20 protein-coding genes are annotated in these 20,442 nt (G+C 68.7%); 14 read left to right on the top strand and 6 right to left on the bottom strand.

What is annotated here, in order from left to right:
• The 4 genes from AOM45_RS06365 to kstD are packed head-to-tail and all read left to right on the top strand — an operon-like array spanning window position 1 to window position 4,723.
• Entirely contained in the window at window positions 1-1,029 is a 1,029-nt protein-coding gene (locus AOM45_RS06365) for an LLM class F420-dependent oxidoreductase (RefSeq protein WP_030469751.1), read from the top strand.
• Between the two features lie 25 nt (window positions 1,030-1,054).
• Entirely contained in the window at window positions 1,055-2,569 is a 1,515-nt protein-coding gene (locus AOM45_RS06360) for an acyl-CoA synthetase (RefSeq protein ID WP_030469750.1), read from the top strand.
• Window positions 2,562-3,017, top strand: a complete 456-nt coding sequence (locus AOM45_RS06355) for a pyridoxamine 5'-phosphate oxidase family protein (RefSeq protein ID WP_201779907.1) — start codon at window positions 2,562-2,564, stop codon at window positions 3,015-3,017. Before AOM45_RS06360 ends, AOM45_RS06355 begins: the two co-directional genes overlap by 8 nt.
• Window positions 3,014-4,723 (top strand): 3-oxosteroid 1-dehydrogenase, encoded by a 1,710-nt coding sequence (gene kstD / locus AOM45_RS06350; RefSeq protein WP_030469748.1) that lies wholly within the window; start codon window positions 3,014-3,016, stop codon window positions 4,721-4,723. The genes AOM45_RS06355 and kstD overlap by 4 nt, the downstream gene beginning before the upstream one ends.
• Before the next feature lie 53 nt (window positions 4,724-4,776).
• Here the strand turns inward: kstD and AOM45_RS06345 are convergent, their stop codons facing one another.
• The 4 genes from AOM45_RS06345 to AOM45_RS06330 all read right to left on the bottom strand — a co-directional run bounded on the left by AOM45_RS06345 (window position 4,777) and on the right by AOM45_RS06330 (window position 7,506).
• Window positions 4,777-5,535: a hypothetical protein gene (locus AOM45_RS06345; RefSeq protein WP_030469747.1), complete on the bottom strand. Its 759-nt coding sequence runs from the start codon at window positions 5,533-5,535 to the stop codon at window positions 4,777-4,779.
• 90 nt (window positions 5,536-5,625) lie between these two features.
• Complete coding sequence (locus AOM45_RS06340) at window positions 5,626-6,102, bottom strand: roadblock/LC7 domain-containing protein (RefSeq protein ID WP_030469746.1); 477 nt, start codon at window positions 6,100-6,102, stop codon at window positions 5,626-5,628.
• A 5-nt stretch (window positions 6,103-6,107) separates the two neighbouring features.
• Window positions 6,108-6,482 carry a hypothetical protein gene (locus AOM45_RS06335; protein WP_030469745.1) on the bottom strand — a complete coding sequence of 125 codons (375 nt, stop codon included), beginning with the start codon at window positions 6,480-6,482 and terminating at the stop codon, window positions 6,108-6,110.
• A 232-nt stretch (window positions 6,483-6,714) separates the two neighbouring features.
• The gene (locus AOM45_RS06330; RefSeq protein WP_030469744.1) at window positions 6,715-7,506 is read right to left on the bottom strand and encodes a crotonase/enoyl-CoA hydratase family protein; all 792 of its coding nucleotides are present in this window, start codon (window positions 7,504-7,506) and stop codon (window positions 6,715-6,717) included.
• Window positions 7,507-7,580: 74 nt separating this feature from the next.
• Between AOM45_RS06330 and AOM45_RS06325 the strand changes: the two genes are divergently transcribed.
• The 4 genes from AOM45_RS06325 to AOM45_RS06310 are packed head-to-tail and all read left to right on the top strand — an operon-like array spanning window position 7,581 to window position 12,281.
• Complete coding sequence (locus AOM45_RS06325) at window positions 7,581-9,167, top strand: acyl-CoA synthetase (RefSeq protein WP_030469743.1); 1,587 nt, start codon at window positions 7,581-7,583, stop codon at window positions 9,165-9,167.
• Entirely contained in the window at window positions 9,148-10,239 is a 1,092-nt protein-coding gene (locus AOM45_RS06320; protein ID WP_030469742.1) for an NAD(P)H-dependent flavin oxidoreductase, read from the top strand. The genes AOM45_RS06325 and AOM45_RS06320 overlap by 20 nt, the downstream gene beginning before the upstream one ends.
• Window positions 10,240-10,289: 50 nt before the next feature.
• Window positions 10,290-11,258: a hypothetical protein gene (locus tag AOM45_RS06315; RefSeq protein WP_030469741.1), complete on the top strand. Its 969-nt coding sequence runs from the start codon at window positions 10,290-10,292 to the stop codon at window positions 11,256-11,258.
• 30 nt (window positions 11,259-11,288) lie between these two features.
• Complete coding sequence (locus AOM45_RS06310) at window positions 11,289-12,281, top strand: hypothetical protein (protein ID WP_156094044.1); 993 nt, start codon at window positions 11,289-11,291, stop codon at window positions 12,279-12,281.
• On the opposite strand, the gene AOM45_RS06305 is transcribed toward AOM45_RS06310, so the two are convergent.
• Window positions 12,282-13,193, bottom strand: coding sequence for an acyl-CoA dehydrogenase family protein (locus tag AOM45_RS06305; RefSeq protein ID WP_030469739.1), 912 nt, complete (start codon window positions 13,191-13,193; stop codon window positions 12,282-12,284).
• A gap of 9 nt (window positions 13,194-13,202) precedes the next feature.
• Entirely contained in the window at window positions 13,203-14,363 is a 1,161-nt protein-coding gene (locus tag AOM45_RS06300) for an acyl-CoA dehydrogenase family protein (protein ID WP_030469738.1), read from the bottom strand.
• Window positions 14,364-14,408: 45 nt separating this feature from the next.
• Between AOM45_RS06300 and AOM45_RS06295 the strand changes: the two genes are divergently transcribed.
• The 6 genes from AOM45_RS06295 to AOM45_RS06270 all read left to right on the top strand — a co-directional run bounded on the left by AOM45_RS06295 (window position 14,409) and on the right by AOM45_RS06270 (window position 20,428).
• Window positions 14,409-14,600: a ferredoxin gene (locus AOM45_RS06295; RefSeq protein WP_030469737.1), complete on the top strand. Its 192-nt coding sequence runs from the start codon at window positions 14,409-14,411 to the stop codon at window positions 14,598-14,600.
• A 77-nt stretch (window positions 14,601-14,677) separates the two neighbouring features.
• Window positions 14,678-15,763 carry a Zn-dependent alcohol dehydrogenase gene (locus AOM45_RS06290; protein WP_030469736.1) on the top strand — a complete coding sequence of 362 codons (1,086 nt, stop codon included), beginning with the start codon at window positions 14,678-14,680 and terminating at the stop codon, window positions 15,761-15,763.
• Window positions 15,764-15,772: 9 nt separating this feature from the next.
• The gene (locus AOM45_RS06285) at window positions 15,773-16,621 is read left to right on the top strand and encodes a 3-oxoacyl-ACP reductase (RefSeq protein WP_030469735.1); all 849 of its coding nucleotides are present in this window, start codon (window positions 15,773-15,775) and stop codon (window positions 16,619-16,621) included.
• An 8-nt stretch (window positions 16,622-16,629) separates the two neighbouring features.
• Window positions 16,630-18,135 carry an aldehyde dehydrogenase family protein gene (locus AOM45_RS06280; protein ID WP_030469734.1) on the top strand — a complete coding sequence of 502 codons (1,506 nt, stop codon included), beginning with the start codon at window positions 16,630-16,632 and terminating at the stop codon, window positions 18,133-18,135.
• Window positions 18,136-18,882, top strand: a complete 747-nt coding sequence (locus AOM45_RS06275; RefSeq protein ID WP_030469733.1) for a glucose 1-dehydrogenase — start codon at window positions 18,136-18,138, stop codon at window positions 18,880-18,882. It abuts the gene before it with no gap.
• 61 nt (window positions 18,883-18,943) lie between these two features.
• Window positions 18,944-20,428, top strand: coding sequence for an alpha/beta hydrolase (locus AOM45_RS06270; RefSeq protein ID WP_030469732.1), 1,485 nt, complete (start codon window positions 18,944-18,946; stop codon window positions 20,426-20,428).
• Window positions 20,429-20,442 lie beyond the last annotated feature (14 nt).

The raw sequence follows: 20,442 nt of genomic DNA, 5'->3' as shown, positions 1-20,442 counted from the left end.
ATGAAGCTCGGTCTGCAGCTCGGTTACTGGGGCGCCGGTCCGCCCTCGAACGCCGCCGAACTCGTGGCGGCGGCGGAAGAATCTGGCTTCGACGCGGTGTTCGCGGCCGAGGCGTGGGGCTCGGATGCCTTCACTCCGTTGGCGTGGTGGGGATCCGGGACGCAACGGGTGCGGCTCGGCACCTCCGTGGTGCAGATGTCGGCGCGCACGCCGGCCGCCTGCGCGATGCACGCCCTGACGCTGGACCACCTCTCGGGTGGACGGTTCGTGCTCGGGCTCGGGGTGTCCGGGCCGCAGGTCGTGGAGGGCTGGTACGGCCGCCCGTTCGCGAAACCCCTTGCCAGGACCAGGGAGTACGTGTCCATTCTGCGCCAGGTGATGGCGCGGGAGGCGCCGGTCACCAACGACGGTCCGCACTACCCGTTGCCGTACCAGGGGCCCGGCGCGCTCGGTCTCGGCAAGCCGCTCAAGCCCATCACGCACCCGTTGCGCGCCGACCTGCCGATCTGGCTCGGCGCCGAAGGACCGAAGAACGTGGCGCTGACCTCGGAGATCGCGGACGGCTGGCTCGCGATCTACTACGCGCCCAGGCTCGCCGGGATGTACGACGAGTGGCTGGCCGAGGGGTTCGCGAAATCCGGCCGCAGCAGGGAGAACTTCGAGGTCGCGGCCACCTGTCAGGTCGTCGTGACGGACGATCCGGTCGCGGTCAGGGCCATGCTCAAGCCGTTCGTCGCTTTGTACATCGGCGGAATGGGTGCGCCCGGCATGAACTTCCACGCCGAGGTGTTCACCCGCATGGGATACGGCGAGGTCGTGCAGGACATCGGCAGGCTGTACCTCTCCGGGCGCAAAGACGAGGCGGCACAGGTGGTTCCGGACGAGCTGGTCTCCGAGATCACCATCGTCGGCACCGCGGAACACGTGCGCGACGAGGTGAAGCGGTGGGAGAAGGCGGGCGTCACGATGCTGCTCGTCGGCTGTCGCGACGTCGCCTCGATCAGGTGCGTCGCGGAGGCTTGCCAGTAGGTGAAACGCGTTCTAATTTGAGGGTGTGGTCACTGGACTCTGGAACATCGCTGCCGACCAGCCGGACCTGACCGCGCTGGTCGATCCGAGCGGTCGCGAGATCACCTACCGAGAGCTGGCGGCGGACGCCGACCGCTACGGGCGCGGGTTCCAGGCCTTGGGGCTGGAACCCGGCGACAGCATCGTGCTGATGCTGCCCAACAGCGCCGAACTGGTGGCGGTGTACTTCGCCGCCTACCAGACCGGCCTCTACGTCGTCATGGCGAACTGGCACCTGACCGGCGCCGAGGTCGCGTACCTCGTGCAGGACAGCGGTGCGAAGGCCTTCGTGGGGCACGAACGGTTCGCTGCCGCCGCTTCGGAAGCCGCGGCCGGTCTGCCCGCCAACGCGAAGTACTCCGTCGGCGACGTCCCCGGATTCCTGCCGCTGCGCGATCTCGGCGCGGGCGCGGAGGGGCGGCCGGACGTGCGCACCGCGGGCTCGCCGATGCTCTACACGTCCGGCACGACGGGCCGGCCCAAGGGCGTGCGCAGGCCGTTGACCGGGAACGATCCGGACGTCGTTCCGCCGTCGGCGCCGTGGTTCTTCGGGATCTTCGGCATCAAGCCGCACGACGGGCACGTGCACCTGTGCGGGTCACCGCTCTACCACACCGCCGTGCTGAACTTCGTCGTCATCTCCCTCCAGCTCGGCCACACCGCCGTGCTGATGGACCACTGGTCGCCCGAGGAGATGCTGCGGCTGATCGAGCGGCACCGGGTCACCCACAGCCACATGGTGCCGACCCAGTTCCACCGGTTGCTCGCGCTGCCCGACGACGTGAAGTCCAAGTACGACCTGTCGTCGTTGCGCGCGATGATCCACGGCGCCGCGCCCTGTCCGCTCGAGGTGAAGCGCCGCATGCTCGACTGGTGGGGGCCGGTCGTGATCGAGTACTACGCGGCGACCGAGGGCGGCGGCACCGCGATCAGCGCCCAGGAGTGGCTGAACAAGCCCGGATCCGTCGGCCTGCCGTGGCCGACGTCCGAGATCAAGATCCTCGGCGAGGACGGCACGGAGCTGCCGGTGGGTGAACGAGGCCTGGTCTACATGCGGATGGGCGACGCGACCTTCGAGTACCACAAGGACGCGGAGAAGACCCGTGCCGCCCGCGTGGGCAAGCTGTTCACGTTGCAGGACATCGGTTACCTGGACGAGGACGGCTACCTGTTCCTGTGCGACCGCAAGAACGACATGATCATCACCGGCGGTGTGAACGTCTACCCGGCGGAGATCGAGGGCGAGCTCGTGTGCCACCCCAAGGTCGCGGACGTGGCGGTGTTCGGCGTGCCGCACGCGGACTGGGGTGAGGAGATCAAGGCGGTCGTGCAGCCCGCGGACGGGATCGTCGCGGACGACGCGCTGACCGAGGAGCTGCTGGAGTTCGCGCGCACCCGGCTCGCGAAGTTCAAGCTGCCGCGCACGATCGAGTACCTGGCCGAGCTCCCGCGTGACCCCAACGGCAAGCTGTACAAGCGAAAGCTGAGGGACCGTGCGTGATCTGATCAAGATGACGCCGGAGGAGGTCTCGGCGTTCCTCGACGGCCAGAAGACGTTGATCGTCGCCACGATCGGCCGCAACGGCCTCCCGCACCTCGCCCCGATGTGGTTCGCCGTGCTGGACGGCGACATCGTGTTCTGCACGGACCGCAAGTCGCAGAAGATCGTGAACCTGCGGCGAGACCCGCGGTGCAGCGTGCTCGCCGAGGCGGGGGAGACCTACGACCAGCTGCGCGGCGTGCACATGGAGGGCGTCGCGGAGTTCACGCCTGACCTCGGGCGGGTCGTGGACGCCGTGGTGGCGCGCAACTTCGGCGAGGTCGGTGACGACGAGACCGCGCGGGAAGCGTTGCGGAAGGCGATGTCCAGGCGCGTCGCCGTGATCTTCCGTCCGACGAGGACGGCCAGCTGGGACCACCGGAAGACGATGTCGGGAGCGACAAGATGAACCTGAACCGCCGTCAGGTGCTCGCCGGAGCCGGTCTCGCGCTGGCCTCCGGACTCGTCAAGACCTCCGCCGCCTCCGCGGATCCCCTCGGCGAGTTCGACGTCGTGGTGGTCGGTTCGGGCGCGGCCGGCATGACCGCCGCCCTCACCGCGGCCAAGCGCGGACTGAGCTGCGTGGTGTTGGAGAAGGCGCCGACCTTCGGTGGTTCGGCGGCCAGATCCGGTGCGGGCATCTGGATTCCCAACAACGAGATCATCCTCGCGGCCGGCGTGCCCGACACCCCGGAGAAGGCCCGGCAGTACCTCGCGGCCGTCGTCGGTGACATCCCGGTGGCGCGGCAGCAGGCGTACCTCGCCCAGGGGCCGCAGATGATCTCGTTCGTCATGCGCAACAGCCCGCTGCGCTTCCGGCACATGGACGGCTACAGCGACTACTACCCGGAATACCCCGGCGGCATCGCGAAGGGCCGGTCGATCGAACCGGAGATGCTCGACGGCCGCGTCCTCGGCGCCGAGCTCGCCAACCTGAACCCGCCGTACCTCGCCACGCCCGCGGGCATGGTCATCTACGGCGCCGACTACAAGTGGCTGGCGCTGGCCCTGGTCAACGCGAAGGGCGCGGCCACGGCGGCAGCGGCGCTGGCACGGGGCACGGCAGCGGCTCTGGCGGGCCAGAAACCGTTGACGATGGGCCAGGCGCTGGCCGGCGGTCTGCGCGCGGGCCTGATGCAGGCGAACGTGCCGGTGTGGCTCAACACCGGGCTGGAAGACCTGCTCGTGGAGAACGGTGCCGTCAAGGGAGTCGTGACCTCACGCGGACTCGTGCGCGCACGGCGTGGCGTGATCATGGGTTCCGGCGGCTTCGAGCACAACGCGGCCATGCGCGCCCAGTACCAGCGCCAGCCCATCGGTACGCAGTGGACGGTCGGCGCCAAGGAGAACACCGGCGACGGCCACCGCGCGGGCCAGCGCGCCGGTGCCGCGTTCGACCTGATGGACGACGCCTGGTGGGGCCCGGCGATCCCGACGCCCGGCTCGCCGTACTTCTGCCTCGCCGAACGCACGCTGCCCGGCGGCCTGATGATCAACGCCGCGGGTCAGCGGTTCGTCAACGAGGCCGCGCCCTACAGCGACGTCGTGCACGTCATGTACGACAAGAACCCCACCGACCCGTGCATCCCGGCGTGGCTGATCGTCGACCAGAACTACCGCAACAGGTACCTGTTCGCCGACATCGCCCCGACCCTGCCGCTGCCCGACGGCTGGTACCAGTCCGGCGCCGTGGTGAAGAACTGGTCGCTCGACGGCCTGGCGTCGGCCATCGGCGTCCCCGGCACCGCGCTGAAGAACACCGTGAGCCGCTTCAACAACCAGGCGTTCACCGGCAGGGACGCCGACTTCAAGCGCGGCGACAGCGCCTACGACCACTACTACACCGACCCGGCCGTGTTCCCGAACTCGTGCCTCGCGCCGCTGTGGGTGGCGCCGTACTACGCGTTCAAGATCGTGCCGGGCGACCTCGGGACGAAGGGCGGCATGGTGACGGACGCGCGGGCGCGGGTGCTGCGGCCGGACGGGTCGGTGATTCCGGGCCTGTACGCGGCGGGCAACGTCAGCTCGGCCGTGATGGGACACAGCTACGCGGGTGCGGGGTCGACGATCGGGCCCGCCATGACTTTCGGATACATCGCCGCCAACGACATCTAGCCGCCCGCGCCAAAAACCGAAGCGGTCAACGGGCATGATTTGGGGCAAGCTGCTTAGTTCCACACGGTGACACGACCGGTGATCGCGGAGCCGTCCAGCACGGTGACGTCGACCAGGAACGTCCGGCCGGCAGGGGTCTTCCCACACACCCTGCTGCCGGCGATCAGGTGCTCCGCGTCCCTCGTCGCCCGCTTCCCGAGCTCGGCGACGCACTCGGCCTGTCCCGGCACGCCGTCGCCGAGCCACTCCGCGAGCCAGTACCCGTCGTCGCCGTGCAGGCGGTCCGGGGCGAGCGGCCAGACGTTCGTGCCGGGCACGTCGCGTGGTTGCGCGAGATCCAGGTGGAAGCTGCCGAACCGCAGCTCGCCGCTGAACCGCACGCCGGTGGCCGCGGGTGGCGGGCCGCTGGTGACGACGGTCGTGGTCGCGGGAGCAGACGTGTCCGGGGTGTTGGCCGTGGGGCGCGGTGTCGAGCCCGCCGGCGCCGGACGAGCGGCGCCGGCCACCGTCGGCGGAGCGGGCGTGCCCGACGCGGAGGGCGGTGACGACGTCGGAGATGTCTCCGGTGGTGTGGAGGCGGCGGCCGGTGTCCCCGCCGCCTGCTCGTCCGGTGCCACCAGCGTCACCACGGCCAGCACCGCGGCGCCCACGACGGCGCCCGCGAGCACGGCCAGGTAGCTCGAACGCCTGCGCCACAAGTGCTTGCCAGGAGTGTTCACGTAGACGTCGCCGCTGACCGACCCGGCCTGGAACGACGTGCCGTTCACGACGCCGTCGACGTCGTTGCCGACCGACTGATCTTCCTCGGACATACGTGGCAGATCGCCGGACGGCCGACAGGTGTTACGGGTACGAACGAGTTTCTCGGGCCGCGACCCCGTGCGGACGGGGTCGCGGCTGAGTCACCGCTGGCCGGCGATCGCCTCCTGCAGCAGCGCCAACGCCTGCTTGGCCGCCACGTTGAACATGCCCATGGTGGTGTTCGGTTTGCTGAACACCACCAGCAAGGTGTCGGCGTCCACGGAGAACACGCCGACCTGACCGGAATCGCCCTCGAAGAACACCACGCGCGGGTCGCCGACCTTGGCCCGCGCGATGAACTGGGCCGCGAGCCCGGCCGCCGCCGCGGCCATGGCGGCGACACTCTCGTTCTCGATGCCGCGGGTGAGCGCGCACAGCACCAGGCCGTCCCGCGTCGCGGCCAGCACCCCGTTGATGGTGACGGGATCGATGTGGCCGTGGATCTCCTGCAGTGCCTCGGTCACCGTCTTCTTGCCGGCGTCGTCCAGCGGCGGCGCCACCGCGAGCCCGGCCGACAACGCCGAACCGCGCTTGCGCATGGGCAGCACACCGGAGTCCGCCGATTCTCTGGCGGTCACCTCGTTCACACGATCAGGCCGGCTTCGATGGCCTTGAGGCCGTGCCTCGCGAGCGCGAGGTTGGACCGTTCCCGGTCCAGGACGAGGTACAGGAACAACGTGGAGGTGCTCCGGCTGTTCGCCTTCAGCAGGCGGATCAGGTGGTACTGACGGCCCAGCGTGATCAGGATGTCCTCGATCTCGTCGTTCAGCTTGAGCGACGAGACCACCCGCTGCTTCGCCCGCACGACCTCCGTGTTGCCGGCCGCGGCAATCTCGAGGTCCAGCCAGTCACCACCGCCGATCGAGCCGAGAGACATCCCGCTCTCGAAGTCGACGAGTGCGGCTCCCACCGCACCGGAAATGGTCATCGCTTCTTTCAACGCCGTGTCGATGTTCATTCGACGTTTGCTCCTCGCAGTCGCACCAATGCGCGCCAAAGACAATTCATCCGGCGGTGTTCCCCCGAGAATTACCGGCCGGTTGGCATGATCGGCATCACCCTATGTGGTGCGGCGTTGTACGTACAAGCCCGTTCGGAGCAACGTGAAAGCGCTGTCCAGTCCACTGTGGTCAGCGGTCGTCGAACAGCGTCGAACGCATAATCGAAATTGATCGAAACTGCACGAAACGTTAGCGTCCCTTGAACTCCGGCTTGCGCTTCTCGGCGAACGCGCGGGGACCCTCCTTGGCGTCCTCGCTGCGGAACACCTCCATGCCGAGCCGGGCGTCCACTGTGAACGCCTCGTTCTCGTGCATCGCCTCGGTCTCCCGCATCGTCCGCAGGATCGCCTGCACGGCCAGCGGTCCGTTGGCGGTGATGAGCTCCGCCAGCTCCATCGCCTTGGCCAGCGCCTGGCCGTCCGGCACCACGTGCCCGATCAGCCCGATCTCCTTGGCCTCCGCGGCCCTGATGTGCCGGCCGGTCAGCAACAGGTCCGCCGCCACCGTGTACGGGATCTGCCGCGGCAGCCGCACCGCGGACCCGCCGAGCGGGAAGAGTCCCCACCGCGCCTCGGACACGCCGAACCGCGCGCTCTCGCCGGCCACCCGGATGTCGGTCGCCTGAAGGATTTCCGTGCCGCCCGCCACCGCTGGGCCCTCCACCGCGGCGATCAGCGGTTTCGTCAACCGGCGACCTTTCAGCAGCGGTTCGATGACCGAGAAGTCGAACTTGCCCGCGGACTCGCTGGGGTGGTTGGACGTCATGGCCTTCAGGTCGGCGCCCGCGCAGAACGACCCGCCGGCGCCGGTGAGGATGCAGACCCGCACGTCCGGATCGGAGTCGACGCGGTCCCAGGCCTCGCGCATGATCGCCATCATCGGCCCGGACAACGCGTTGCGGACCTCCGGTCGGTTCATCGTGACGACCAGGACGTTGCCGACCAGGTCCACCAGCGCGTGGGGTTCCGTCGTGGTCGTCATTCGAGCGCCTCCTGGATCGAGTCTGACCGCACGGGGGATTGTCCAGAACAGTAACACGTTCTACTTTGCCTACCATGGCCCTCAACGTCGCAGACCTCGTTGAACACGCCGTCGACACCGTGCCCGACCGGACCGCGCTCGTGTGCGGACCCAAGAGGGTCACCTACGCCGAGCTCGAGTCACGAGCCAACAAACTGGCTCACCACCTGGCAAAGAACGGCGTGACACAGGGTGCGCACGTCGGGCTCTACGCGCGCAACTCGATCGAGCTCGTCGAGGCCATGCTCGCGGTCTACAAGCTGCGCGCGGTGGTCATCAACGTGAACTACCGCTACACCAAGAACGAGTTGCAGTACCTGTTCGGCGAGTCGGACCTCGTCGCGCTCATCCACGAACGGCAGTACGCGCCGCTCGTCGCCGAGGTCGGTGCTCCCGGGCACACCGTGGTGATCGACGACGGGTCGGGCGAGGAGTTCACCGGCGCCGACTACGAGACCGCGCTGGCGGAGGAGTCCGACGAACGCGACTTCGACCCCCGCAGCCCCGACGACCTCTACATCCTCTTCACCGGCGGCACGACCGGCATGCCCAAGGGCGTGATGTGGCGGCACGAGGACGTGTGGCGCACGCTCGGCGGCGGCATCGACTTCGTGACCGGCGAACGGCTCACCGACGAGTGGCAGCAGGCGAAGGGCGGCAAGGACTACGGCCTGGTGCGGCTGTGCCTGCCGCCGCTGATCCACGGTGCCGCGCAGTGGGCCGTGCTGGGCGCGTTGTTCTGCGGCAGCACGGTGGTGCTCGTGCCGAAGTTCGACCCGGCCGAGATCTGGCGGGTGATCGAACGGGAGAAGGTCCAGGTCGCCGCGATCACCGGTGACGCGATGGGCCGGCCGTTGATCGAGGAGTTCCAGCGCGGCGAGTACGACGGCTCGTCGTTGTTCATCATCAACAGCAGCGCCGCGCTGTTCTCCTACACGGTCAAGAAGCAGTACCAGGAACACCTGCCGCACACGACGCTGCTGGAGTCGATCGGGTCGAGCGAGACCGGGTCCACCGGCATCGGCGCGGTGCCCAAGGAGATCGTGCAGACCGACGGCACCAAGGTGAAGCTCAACGAGGACACCATCGTCATCGACGAGGACGGCAACAAGCTCGAGCCCGTGCCCGGTGTCATCGGCAAGCTGGCGCGGGGCGGGCACATCCCGCTCGGCTACTACAAGGACCCCGAGAAGACCGCGCGGATGTTCGTCGAAGTCGACGGCAGGCGGTTCACGGTGCCCGGCGACTACGCGCGGTTCGAGGAGGACGGCGACATCACGTTGCTCGGCCGCGGCAACACGTGCGTCAACACCGGCGGCGAGAAGGTGTTCCCGGAGGAGGTCGAGGCGGCGCTGAAGTCGCACCCCGACGTCTTCGACGCGCTCGTCATCGGCATCCCGGACGACCTGCTGGGCCAACGCGTCGGCGCCATCGTGCACCCGCGCGAAGGCGCGACGCCGACACTGTCCGAACTGGACGCTCACGTGCGCGAGACGCTAGCGGGCTACAAGGTTCCGCGGTCGCTCTGGCTGGTCGACGAGATCGGCCGCACCCCGAGCGGCAAACCCGACTACCAGTGGGCGAAACGCCACGTGGAGGACCATGCGCACCAGCCTGTGTGACGAGTTCGGCATCGAGCACCCCGTCTTCGGCTTCACGCCGTCCGAGCACGTGGCGGCGGCGATCAGCAGGGCCGGCGGCCTCGGGGTGCTCGGGTGCGTGCGGTTCAACGACGCGGAGGACCTCGACCGCGCGTTGACGTGGATGGACGAGAACACCGACGGCAAGCCCTACGGCGTCGACATCGTCATGCCCGCGAAGGTCCCGACCGAGGGTACGCAGATCGACCTCGCCGGCCTGATCCCGCAGAGCCACAAGGACTTCGTGCAGCAGACCCTGCTCAAGCTCGGCGTCCCGCCACTGCCGGACGGCGAGGGCGGCGAGGGCGTGCTGGGCTGGCTGCACTCGGTGGCGCGTTCGCACGTGGACGTCGCCCTGGAGCACCCGATCCGCCTGATCGCCAACGCCCTGGGCTCACCACCCACCGACGTCATCGAACGGGTGCACGCGGCCGGTGTCCCGGTGGCGGCCCTGGCCGGCAAGGCCGAACACGCGCGCCGGCACGTGGCCAACGGCGTCGACATCGTGGTGGCGCAGGGCTACGAGGCGGGCGGCCACACGGGCGAGGTCGCCACGATGGTGCTGGTGCCGGAGATCGCCGACGCGGTCGACGTGCCGGTGCTCGCCGCGGGCGGCATCGGGTCCGGCAGGCAGGCAGCGGCGGCGATGGCACTGGGAGCCTCCGGAGTGTGGATGGGCTCGTACTGGCTGACCACGGCCGAGTACAAGCTGGGCAACACGAGCACTCAGGAGGCGCTGCTGGCCGCCGGTTCCAGCGACACCGTCCGCACCCGCATCTACACCGGCAAACCGGCGCGGCTGCTGAAGACGCGGTGGACCGAGGCGTGGACGTCCGCCGAGGCACCGGAACCGCTGCCGATGCCGTTGCAGAACCTGCTGGTCAGCGAGGCGCACCTGCGCATCGCCCGCTCCGACGACCCGTCGGTGGTGTCGATGCCGGTCGGGCAGATCGTCGGGCGGATGAACGAGGTGCGGCCGGTCGCGGAGGTGATGGCGGACCTGCTGGCGGAGTTCGACCAGACGGTGAAGAGGATGACCGAACTGAACCGTTGACCCGCAGGCTAGGGTGGTGCGCTGAGGGAGACCTGTTCTGGGGGGAACACTTGAAGCGCACTCGCGCGTTGCTGATCGCTGTCCTCGTACTCGCACCGGCCGCGGCCGCACCACCGGCCGCGGCCGCCGCTTGTGGGTACGACCGGCGGGACCTGCCCGCGCCGGCAGGTGCGGACCACCACCGAGCGACGGGCAGCAGCACGAACAACAGCAGGATCGTCGGGTGGTACTCGCCCTCCGGCGGCTACGCCCGCGGTGTGCTGTGGGTGAACAGCACCCTGCGTGAGATGGCGCCGTTGCACTTCAACGTCCGGCCCACCGCGGTCAACAACACGAGCGTCGTGGCCGGGTACGAAGAGGTCCACCGCGGCGAGCTGGGCTCGTTGTACCGGGCCTTTCGCTACGAAAACGGTGCCTACGAGTATCTGGGGACCGAGCCGGGCGAACACTCGAGGGCGACCGGCGTCAACGACGCGGGCGACGTGGTCGGCACCGTGTGGCGAGAAGAGTCGCCGTTGGTCCGCACCGTCGTGCTCTGGCCGCGGAACGGGACCCGGAAGTCGTTCGGCCAGGGCGTGGCCATCGGTGTCACCGGGCAGAAGATCGTGATGACGACGGACTGGTCGGGGTGGGTGGTCGACACCGGCACCGGTGTGCGCACGGAACTGCCGGGCGCGGGCCTGCCGATGGTGCTGGACAACGACCGTGTGCTGAACACGGAGTATCTCGGCGGTGGCCGGGTCCAGCTCACCGAGTGGGACCTGAACGGTGTCCGGGTCGGCGCCTACGACGGCGGTTTCAAGCCGTTGGGCAAGAACGGCAGCGGCACGGTGTTCGGCGCGCACGGCGACTCGACGCCGGCCCTGTGGCGCAAGACCGGTCGCACCGACGTGGTGGCCGACCGGCTGCCGGACGTGCACGAGTACGCAGACGTGACGGACGCCGCCACTCTGATCGGCACCTACGAAGGTGCCGACGGCAAGCCACGCGCCGCGCGGTGGCTCTGGATCTGCAGCTGATACGTGTCGTTTCGAAGCTCTGGGGGATTGATGAAGCACAGACGTGTGTTCGCAGGACTGTTCAGCGTGGCCGTGGTCATGTCGGTTATCGCGGCTCCACAGGCCGTGGCCGCCGAGTGCCAGTACAACCGGCAGGACCTGCCTCTGCCGGCCGGTGCGACCTACGTGCACACCGAGGGAAGCAGCACCAACAACAGCCGGATCGTCGGGTCGTACACGGACGTGAACGCGAATCGTGCGTTGTTGTGGGTGAACAGCACTCTGCGCGTGCTGCCGCCGGCCGTGTACCCGGCCTTCGACGTCTTTCCGGAGGCCGTCAACAACACCAGCGTGGTTGTCGGCCGCCAGGAGACCCGCCGGCCTGCGGGAGCGTTGAGCAAGGCGTTCCGGTTCGAGAACGGTGCTTACGAGTTCCTCGAGACCGGCGCGGACGAGCACTCGTCGGCGTTCGGCGTCAACGACGCCGGAGATGTCGTCGGGACCGTGTGGACGGACGCGGCGCCGAGCGTGCGCACGGTCGTGGTGTGGCCGCGCAACGGGACGCGGAAGTCCTTCGGCGTGGGCCAGGCCGTTGGTATCAACGCCCAGCGCAAGATCGTGATGATCGGGGACGGGTCGGGGTGGGTCGTCGACACCGACACCGGCGCCAGGATCGAGCTGCCGGGTGCGCGCCATCCGGTCGTGTTCGACAACGACCGCGTGCTGAACTACGAGTACCTGCCAGAAGAAGCGCGCGGTCAGATCACCGAGTGGGATCTCGCCGGCGTCCGGGTCGGTGCGCACAGGGGTGGCTACCAGCCGTACGGCAGGAACGGCAGCGGCACTGTGTTCGGCACGCTGGAGCCGTCGCTGGGTGGTACTCCCACGCTGTGGCGCACCACCAGCCGGAGCCCCGTGGTGGCCGACAGGCTGCCCAGCGACTACTTCTACGCGGAGATCACCGACGCCGCGACCTTGATCGGCACCTACCGGGACGCGGACAACAGCACGCATCCGGCGCGCTGGCTCTGGGTCTGCGCCTGATCACATCACCGCACTGAGCTTCAGGAGCTGGGCGGTGGCCCCGCCCAGCTCGAACTCGGCGCGCTTGGCCGCGGTGAAGTACCGGTGCACGTCGTGGCTCATGTCGATGCCAGTGCCGCCGTGGACGTGCACGGCCGTGTGCGCCACCCGGTGACCGCCGTCGGCTGCCCAGAACTTCGCCGTCGCGACTTCCTCGGTGGCGTCGAGTCCTTCGGACACGCGCCAGGCGGCCTGCCAGAGCGTCAAGCGGATCGCCGCCACGTCGATGTACGCGTCGGCGAGCCGTTGCGCCACGGCCTGGAAGCTGCCGATCGGGCGGTCGAACTGCACGCGGGTGCGCGCGTACTCCGCCGTCAGCTCCAGCGCGCGTTCGGTGACGCCGAGCTGGAAAGCGCACAGTCCCAAGGTGTAGCGCGTGATCAGCCAGTCGGGCGTGAGACCGGGCACGAGCTCACCACCGCCGGAGTGCTCGAACCACCCCGCGTCGCCGTCGACGAGCTCCTGTGCGGTGATGTCGAGCGCACCAGCCTCGACGAGGAAGACCTCTCCGCCCTGCGACACCAGGAAAGCCTCCGCCGAGGAGGCGGACGGCACGGTGGTCTTCGCTTCGCCGTCGTCCACGAGTGCCACGGACAGCACGGTTCCGGGCGTCAGCCAGCGGGAACGTTGTTCGGGCGTGCCGAACTCCGCCAGCGCGTAGGCGGCCACAGTGGTCGGCAGGTAGGGCACCGTGGCGACCGCGCGCCCGAGCTCCACCAGCACCGAACACTGCTCCAGCACACCGAACTCGGCGGGATCCTCCGGCACCACACCCGACTTGACCAGGTCGGGCCACGGGGTGTCGGACGAGTCGAGGATCTTGCGGGTCAGTGCGGCCAGCTCGCGCTGCGCCTCGGTCAACGTGAAGTCCACGGCGTCTCCTTACCGAGGCACGGCGGGCAGTCCGAGGCCCACCCGCGCGATGATGTCCCGCTGGATCTCGTTGGTGCCGCCGCCGAACGTCAGGATCAGCGACGAGCGGTGCATGCGTTCCACCCGGCCGTGCAGCAACGCTCCCGGTGAGCCCGCGCGCACCATCCCGTTGGCTCCCAGCACCTCCATCAGCAGCCGGTAGCCCTCGGTGGCGAACTCCGTGCCGAACACCTTGGTGGCGGAGGCTTCCGCTGGCGACGGCGCCTCGTCGCCACCGGAGGCGATGCGCCAGTTGACGAGCTTGAGGAACTCGGTTTTGGCGTGCACGCGGGCCAGGTGCATGCGCACCCATTCGTGCTTCGTCGCACCGGTTTCGTGCGCCCATTGACGAACCTCGCGCAGTGCGGTCTGCAACGGCGCGGCGGAGCAGAGGGCGACGCGTTCGTGGTTGAGCTGGTTGGTGATGAGCTTCCAGCCCTTGTGCTCCTCGCCGATGAGGTTCGACACGGGCACGCGCACGTTGTCGTAGAAGGTCGCGCTGGTCGTCGGGCCGGACATCGTCGGCACGGGCGTCCAGGAGAAGCCGGGGTCGGTGGTCGGCACGATGATGATGCTCAAACCCCTGTGCCGCTGCGACTCCTGGTCGGTGCGGCAGGCCAGCCAGACGTAGTCCGCGTACTGGATGAGGCTGGTCCACATCTTCTGGCCGTTGATCACGTAGTCGGAGGCGTCGCGAACGGCCCGCGTGCGCAGCCCGGCGAGGTCGGTACCCGCCTCCGGTTCGGAGTAGCCGATGGCGAAGTGGATCTCGCCCGAAGCGATCTTCGGCAGGTAGAACGCCTTTTGCTCGGGCGTGCCGAACGCCATGATGGTCGGCCCGATCGAGTTCAGCGTCAGGAACGGCACGGGCGCACCGGCCGCGGAAGCTTCGTCGAGGAAGATCAGCTGCTCGATCATGGGCCGGTTGCGGCCGCCGTACTCCTCCGGCCAGCCGATGGTCAGCCAGCCGTCGAGCCCCATCCGGCGGACGGTGTCCTTGTAGACCTCGGCGTCGCCGTAGTCACCGCCACCGGAGAGCCCGGCTCGTCGTTCCGGCGTCATGAGCGCGGCGAAGTACGCCCGCAACTCCTGGCGCAACCGCTCCTGTTCGGGCGTGAAACCGATGCGCATGACCGCTACTCTAGAACAAGTTCTACTTGCTGTCAGGAGGCCGCGATGAAGGTCGGCGTCGACCCTGCGCTGTGTGAGGCGCACGGGGAGTGCGTGTCAATCCTGCCTGAGGTGTTTGACCTTGACGACGATGAGGTTCTGCAGATCCGGGACGGTGAGCTGACGGAGGACGAGATCCCGCTCGCCGAACGTGCCGTCGCGTCGTGCCCGATGGGCGCGCTCCGGCTCTCACGCTGATGGGCCTTGTCAAGAACAGGAACAGATTCTACTGTCCGACGAGTCCCGGGTTGTGAGCTCAGCGAGGAGTGATACCGGTGAAGGCTGCCGTGCTCAACCAGGTAGGCGACGACAAGCTCGAGCTCCGCGACGACGTGACGACAACCGCGCCGGGGCCGCAGGAAGTCAAGATCAAGATCAAGGCGTGCGGGGTGTGCCACAGCGATCTGTCCGCCATGGACGGAACGCTGCCGGCGCTGGCACCCGGCGTCATCGGCCACGAGGGTGCCGGTGAGGTCGTCGAGATCGGGAGCGCCGTGACGTCGCTCGCGGTCGGCGACCACGTGGCGATCACCTTCGTGCCGCCGTGCGGGAAGTGCGCCCAGTGCGTCACGGGTCAGGCGCATCTCTGTCTCGTGCACACCATTTCGGCGTTCACGTCACCGCGGTTCGTCGTCGGCGGCAACCCCGCCTTCGGTTACGCGGGCCTCGGTGCGTTCGCCGAGGAGATGGTCGTGCCGGCCGACGCCGCCATGAAGGTCGACGACGACGTGCCGTGGGAGATCGCGGCGCTGCTGTCGTGCGGGATCCTCACCGGTGTCGGCGCCGTGCTCAACACCGCGAAGGTCGAACCGGGGTCCAGCGTCGCGGTGATCGGCTGCGGCGGCGTCGGCATCGCGGTGATCCAGGGCGCGCGGCTCGCCGCCGCGGCGAAGATCGTCGCGGTCGACCCGGTCACCGAGAAGCACGAGGTGGCCCAACGGTTCGGTGCCACGCACGCGACCGTTCCCGACGGGGTCGCGGACCTCAACAACCAGCTCAACGGCGGCATGGGCTTCGACTACGTGTTCGACGTCGTCGGCATCCCCGCCACGATCCGCCAGGCGTGGGACCTCACCCGGCGCGGTGGCCACACCGTCGTCGTCGGTGCGGGCCGGGCGGACGCGATGGTCTCGTTCAGCGCGCAGGAGCTCTTCCTGCACGACAAGACCCTGCACGGATCGTTCTACGGAACGGCGAACTTCCGCCGGGACGTGCCGCGCATGATCGCGCTGTGGCGGCAGGGACGTCTGGACCTCGAAGGCATGATCAGCAAGAGGATCAAGCTCGAGGACGTCAACGAGGGCCTGCAGGCGTTGCGCGGCGGTGGATCCCTGATCCGCCAGGTCATTCTCTTCGACTAGGAGTCTTTTGTGGACCTTTCGGGGAAGGTCGCCGTCGTCACCGGCGCGGGTGCCGGACTGGGCAGGGCGGAGGCGCTGGAGCTCGCGAGAGCCGGCGCGTCGCTCGTCCTCAACGACCTGCCGGGCTCGGCCGAGGCCGCTGCGACCGAGATCGAGGAGCTCGGCGCCAAGTGCGTCGTGGTCGAGGGGGACGTGGGGGAGCGCAGCACGGCGGACGCTCTCGTCAAGGCTGCCGTCGAGCAGTTCGGCGGGCTGCACGTCGTCGTGAACAACGCCGGCGTGCTGCGCGACCGCATGCTGTTCAACATGACCGACGAGGAGTGGGACCTGGTCGTGCGGGTCCACCTGCGCGGCCACTTCCTGTTGTCGCGCAACGCGGTCGCGCTGTGGAAGCAGCAGTCGAAGGCGGCGGGCGAACCTGTCTACGGCCGGATCGTGAACACCTCGTCCGAGGCGTTCCTGCTCGGGTCGGAAGGTCAGGCGAACTACGCCGCGGCCAAGGCGGGCATCGCCGCGCTGACGGTCGCGACCGCACGCGGCACGAGTCGCTACGGCGTCCGTGCCAACGCGATCTGCCCCCGCGCCCGCACGGGCATGACCGCGCACGTGTTCGGCGACGCACCCGAAGGCGACGACTCGCTGGCGCCCGAGCACGTCGCGAAGTTCGTGGCGCACCTGGCGGGACCGTCCGGTGACCGGATCAACGGCCAGGTCTTCGTCGTGCACGGCGGCATGGTCGCGCTGATGGCCCCGCCCACGGTCGAGCAGAAGTTCGGCGCGTTCACCGATCTCGACGGCTACTTCGCCGACCGCGATCCGCAGAAGACCTTCGCCTGTACCGAAACGATGTCTCTGTAGGAGGAGCTGTGACGCTCACCGTCCAACCGCATCGCGAGACGCTGGGCCTGAAGGACGGCCGGCTCCTCATCGGCGGCGAGTTCCGCGAGACGGACGAGACCTGGACCCACCACCACCCCGCGACCGGCGAGGAGATCGGCAGCTTCGCCGTCGCGTCGGCCAAGGACGTCGACGCCGCCGTGCTCGCCGCGCGCAAGGCGTTCGACGAGGGCACGTGGGGCCGGTCGAAGGCCACCGACCGCATCAGGGTGCTGCGCAGGTACAGCGACCTGCTGCGGGAGCACTCGGACGAACTGCGCGGACTGCAGGCGCTGGACAACGGCGTGCCGCTGTCGTTCGGCCAGATCTACGCCACCTCGGTCGGCATCGCCGCGGACATCTTCGATCACCACGCCGGCTGGATCGACAAGGTCGGCGGCCAGACCCTGCCGCCGTACCAGGGCGGTGACCACCTGGCGATGACGTTCCGCGAACCGGTCGGCGTGGTCGCGGCGATCCTGCCGTGGAACGCGCCGTTCGTGCTGTTCGCGCAGAAGATCGCGCCCGCGCTCGCGGCCGGCTGCACGGTCGTGGTGAAGCCGTCGGAGTACGCGTCGTTCTGCGTGATCCGCATGGTCGAGCTGCTGATCGAGGCCGGCCTGCCGGAAGGCGTGATCAACCTCGTGACCGGTCCCGGCGACCCGACTGGCGAAGCGCTGATCACCCACCCCGCCGTGGACAAGATCAGCTTCACGGGCAGCCGCGTGGTCGGCCGCCGGATCGTCGAGGCCTCCGCCGGCACGATGAAGCGAGTTTCCCTGGAGCTGGGCGGGAAGTCGCCGGCGATCGTGTTCGCGGACGCGCCGAACGTCGGCCTCGCCGCGATGACCTGCATGGGCATGGTCACCATGGGCCTGTCCGGCCAGGCCTGCGTCGCACACACACGGGCGCTGGTCCAGCGGGACGTTCAGGACGAGTTCGTGGGCATGGCGCAGATGCTCGCGACCGCGGTGACGTTCGGCGACCCGTTCGACCCCGCCGTGCTCGCCAGCCCGCTGATCAACCAGAAGCAGCTCGAACGCGTGCTCGGCTACATCGAACGCGGTCAGTCCGACGGCGCTCGTCTCGTCACCGGCGGCACCCGGCTCGAAGGCGACCTCGCGTCCGGCAACTTCGTCGCGCCGACGATCTTCGCCGACGCCAGCAACGACATGGCGATCGCCCGTGACGAGATCTTCGGCCCGGTGCTCACCGTCGTGCCGTTCGACGACGAAGAAGAAGCCATCCGGCTCGCCAACGACACCGAGTACGGCCTGGGCGCCGGTGTCTACACCAACGACGTCCGCCGGGCGTTCCGCGTGTCCAAGAGGTTGCGGGTCGGCATGGTCGGCATCAACGGGTTCCAGCTGGAGCCGCACGTGCCGTTCGGCGGGTACAAGCAGTCCGGTCTGGGCCGCGAGGGCGGCCAGAGCGCCTACGAGGCGTACACCGAGCTGAAGACCGTGATGATGCCGCTCACCGACGAGATGATGTAGATGCGGCTCGACGGGAAGGTCGCCCTGATCACCGGCGCGGCGCGGGGTCAGGGCGCGGCCGCGGCGCGCCGGTTCACAGCAGAGGGCGCGCGGGTGATGATCACCGACGTCCTCGACGACCAGGGCAAGGAGCTCGCCGCCGAACTGGGCGCCGAGTACTGCCATCTCGACGTGTCGTCGGAGGAGAGCTGGGCCGAAGCAGTCGCGTTCACCGTGCAGACGTTCGGTGACATCACCGTGCTCGTGAACAACGCGGGCATCCTGCACTTCTCGGCGTTGGCGGACACCACACTCGCGGACTACCAGCGGGTGATCGGCATCAACCAGGTCGGCACGTTCCTCGGCATGCGCGCGGTGGTCGAGTCGATGAAGCGCGCGGGCGGCGGCTCGATCGTGAACGTCTCGTCCGTCGAGGGCATGGGCGGAATGCCTTACCTGGTCGCGTACACGGCGTCGAAGTTCGCGATTCGCGGCATGACGAAGGTCGCCGCGATGGAGCTCGGCCAGCACGGCATCCGTGTGAACTCGGTGCACCCCGGCGCGATCAACACCCCGATGGTGAGCGAGGCGCTGGGACGGGAGATCGACGTGTCACCGGCCGGCAAGAAGGTCGCGCTGCGCCGGATCGGGCAGCCCGACGACGTCGCGAACGTCGTGCTGTTCCTGGCCAGTGACGAGAGCGCTTACTGCACGGGCGCCGAGTTCGTCGTGGACGGAGGAGCCACCGCCACACACGCGTTGAGTTGAATGCAACCCATCACGTACCTCTCGCGTCTCGATGATCGAGAGGTTATGACTGGGGAGCTACATGAAATCAATTCTGGTGACGGCCGCCCTGCTGATCGGACTGGCACCGGCGGCCGTTGCGGCGGAAGAAGCACAGACGCCCGTTTTGTCCTGGCAGGACTGTCAGGACGGGTTCCAGTGCTCGACCGCGAAGGTTCCGCTCGACTACGACCAGCCAGGCGGCACGAAGATCGACCTCGCGTTGATCAGGCTGCCCGCGACCGATCCGGCGAAGAAGATCGGCTCGCTGTTCGTGAACTTCGGCGGTCCCGGTGCGTCCGGTGTGGACAGGCTGCGCGGGCGCGGCAAGTGGGAGTGGCTGTTCTCGCCGGAGCTGCGGGCGCGCTTCGACGTGGTGTCGTGGGACCAGCGGGGAATCGGTCGTTCGGCGACCGTCCGCTGCTTCGACAGCGTCGAGGAGCAGCAGGCGTTCCTGAACGGCATTCCGGTCTACCCGGACACCGCGGCGCAGGAGCCGGCGTTCTACGACTCCTACCGGGAGTTCGTGCGCCGCTGCGAGGCGAAGTCCGGTGACCTGCTGGACCACGTCTCGTCCGCGAACACGGCACGGGACCTGGACCTGCTGCGCAAGGCCGTCGGTGACAAGAAGCTGACCTACCACGGCATCTCCTACGGCACGCACCTCGGCGCGATCTACGCGAACATGTTCCCGGACAAGGTTCGCGCGCTCGCGTTCGACGGCGCGCTGGACTTCGTCGGCAACGCCACCGGCCACGGTGACCAGGGCACGACCGTGCCGCTGGACACCCGCCAGGACGTGCCGCGCGGCGTCGCGGAGACGTTCGACCAGTTCCTGAAGCTCTGTGCGGCACCGGGCGCGAAGTGCGCGTTCGCCGGTGGCGACCTGAAGCAGAAGTGGGCGGACCTGGTGGCCAAGGTGGCGGCGTCGCCCGTCACCACGCCGGACGGCACGTTCGACCGCGTGGCGCTGATCAGCACGGTGTGGGACGCGCTGGCGCAGCCGGAGACGTGGCAGGACACCGCCCGGATCCTCCAGGGGATCTGGGAGGCGCCGAAGACGCTGCGTGCGGCGTCGGCCGATTACATCACCAACCGGTTCGAGGCGTTCAACGCGATCCAGTGCTCGGACAGCGATTTCCCGCGCGACCCGGCGGTGTACTCGAAGTACGGCAAGAGCGAGGACCAGCGCGTTCCCTACTGGGGCCGTGCCGTGGTGTTCGACATGATGGCCTGCGCGTTCTGGCAGGCCCGTGACGACGACCGCTACACGGGTCCGTGGAACCGCTGGACGTCGGCGCCGGTCCTGTTCATCAACAGCAGGTTCGACCCGTCGACGCCGTTGCACGGTGCTCGCGACGGTGCGGCGGAGATGGCCAGGACCGGGTTCCTGACGGTCGAGGGCTACGGCCACACCACCATGTTCGTGCACAGCGCGTGCGCGGAGAAGGCGAAGCGGGACTACCTGTTCACGGGTGTCCTGCCGGCCCAGAAGACGTGCGGCATCGACAAGTCGCCGTTCGCCTGACGGGTGTTTTCCAG

Source organism: Lentzea aerocolonigenes (assembly GCF_000974445.1).
Classification (GTDB): Bacteria; Actinomycetota; Actinomycetes; order Mycobacteriales; family Pseudonocardiaceae; genus Lentzea; species Lentzea aerocolonigenes.
This window is presented reverse-complemented; position numbering and strand designations above follow the sequence as displayed.

Excerpts from the sequence above, each read along its gene's own strand:
- AOM45_RS06365 (WP_030469751.1), top strand. The coding sequence starts at position 1 with ATGAAGCTCGGTCTGCAGCTCGGTTACTGGGGCGCCGGTCCGCCCTCG.
- kstD (WP_030469748.1), top strand. The coding sequence starts at position 3,014 with ATGAACCTGAACCGCCGTCAGGTGCTCGCCGGAGCCGGTCTCGCGCTG.
- AOM45_RS06345 (WP_030469747.1), bottom strand. The coding sequence starts at position 5,535 with ATGTCCGAGGAAGATCAGTCGGTCGGCAACGACGTCGACGGCGTCGTG.
- AOM45_RS06335 (WP_030469745.1), bottom strand. The coding sequence starts at position 6,482 with ATGAACATCGACACGGCGTTGAAAGAAGCGATGACCATTTCCGGTGCG.
- AOM45_RS06330 (WP_030469744.1), bottom strand. The coding sequence starts at position 7,506 with ATGACGACCACGACGGAACCCCACGCGCTGGTGGACCTGGTCGGCAAC.
- AOM45_RS06325 (WP_030469743.1), top strand. The coding sequence starts at position 7,581 with ATGGCCCTCAACGTCGCAGACCTCGTTGAACACGCCGTCGACACCGTG.
- AOM45_RS06320 (WP_030469742.1), top strand. The coding sequence starts at position 9,148 with ATGCGCACCAGCCTGTGTGACGAGTTCGGCATCGAGCACCCCGTCTTC.
- AOM45_RS06310 (WP_156094044.1), top strand. The coding sequence starts at position 11,289 with ATGAAGCACAGACGTGTGTTCGCAGGACTGTTCAGCGTGGCCGTGGTC.
- AOM45_RS06300 (WP_030469738.1), bottom strand. The coding sequence starts at position 14,363 with ATGCGCATCGGTTTCACGCCCGAACAGGAGCGGTTGCGCCAGGAGTTG.
- AOM45_RS06295 (WP_030469737.1), top strand. The coding sequence starts at position 14,409 with ATGAAGGTCGGCGTCGACCCTGCGCTGTGTGAGGCGCACGGGGAGTGC.
- AOM45_RS06275 (WP_030469733.1), top strand. The coding sequence starts at position 18,136 with ATGCGGCTCGACGGGAAGGTCGCCCTGATCACCGGCGCGGCGCGGGGT.
- AOM45_RS06270 (WP_030469732.1), top strand. The coding sequence starts at position 18,944 with ATGAAATCAATTCTGGTGACGGCCGCCCTGCTGATCGGACTGGCACCG.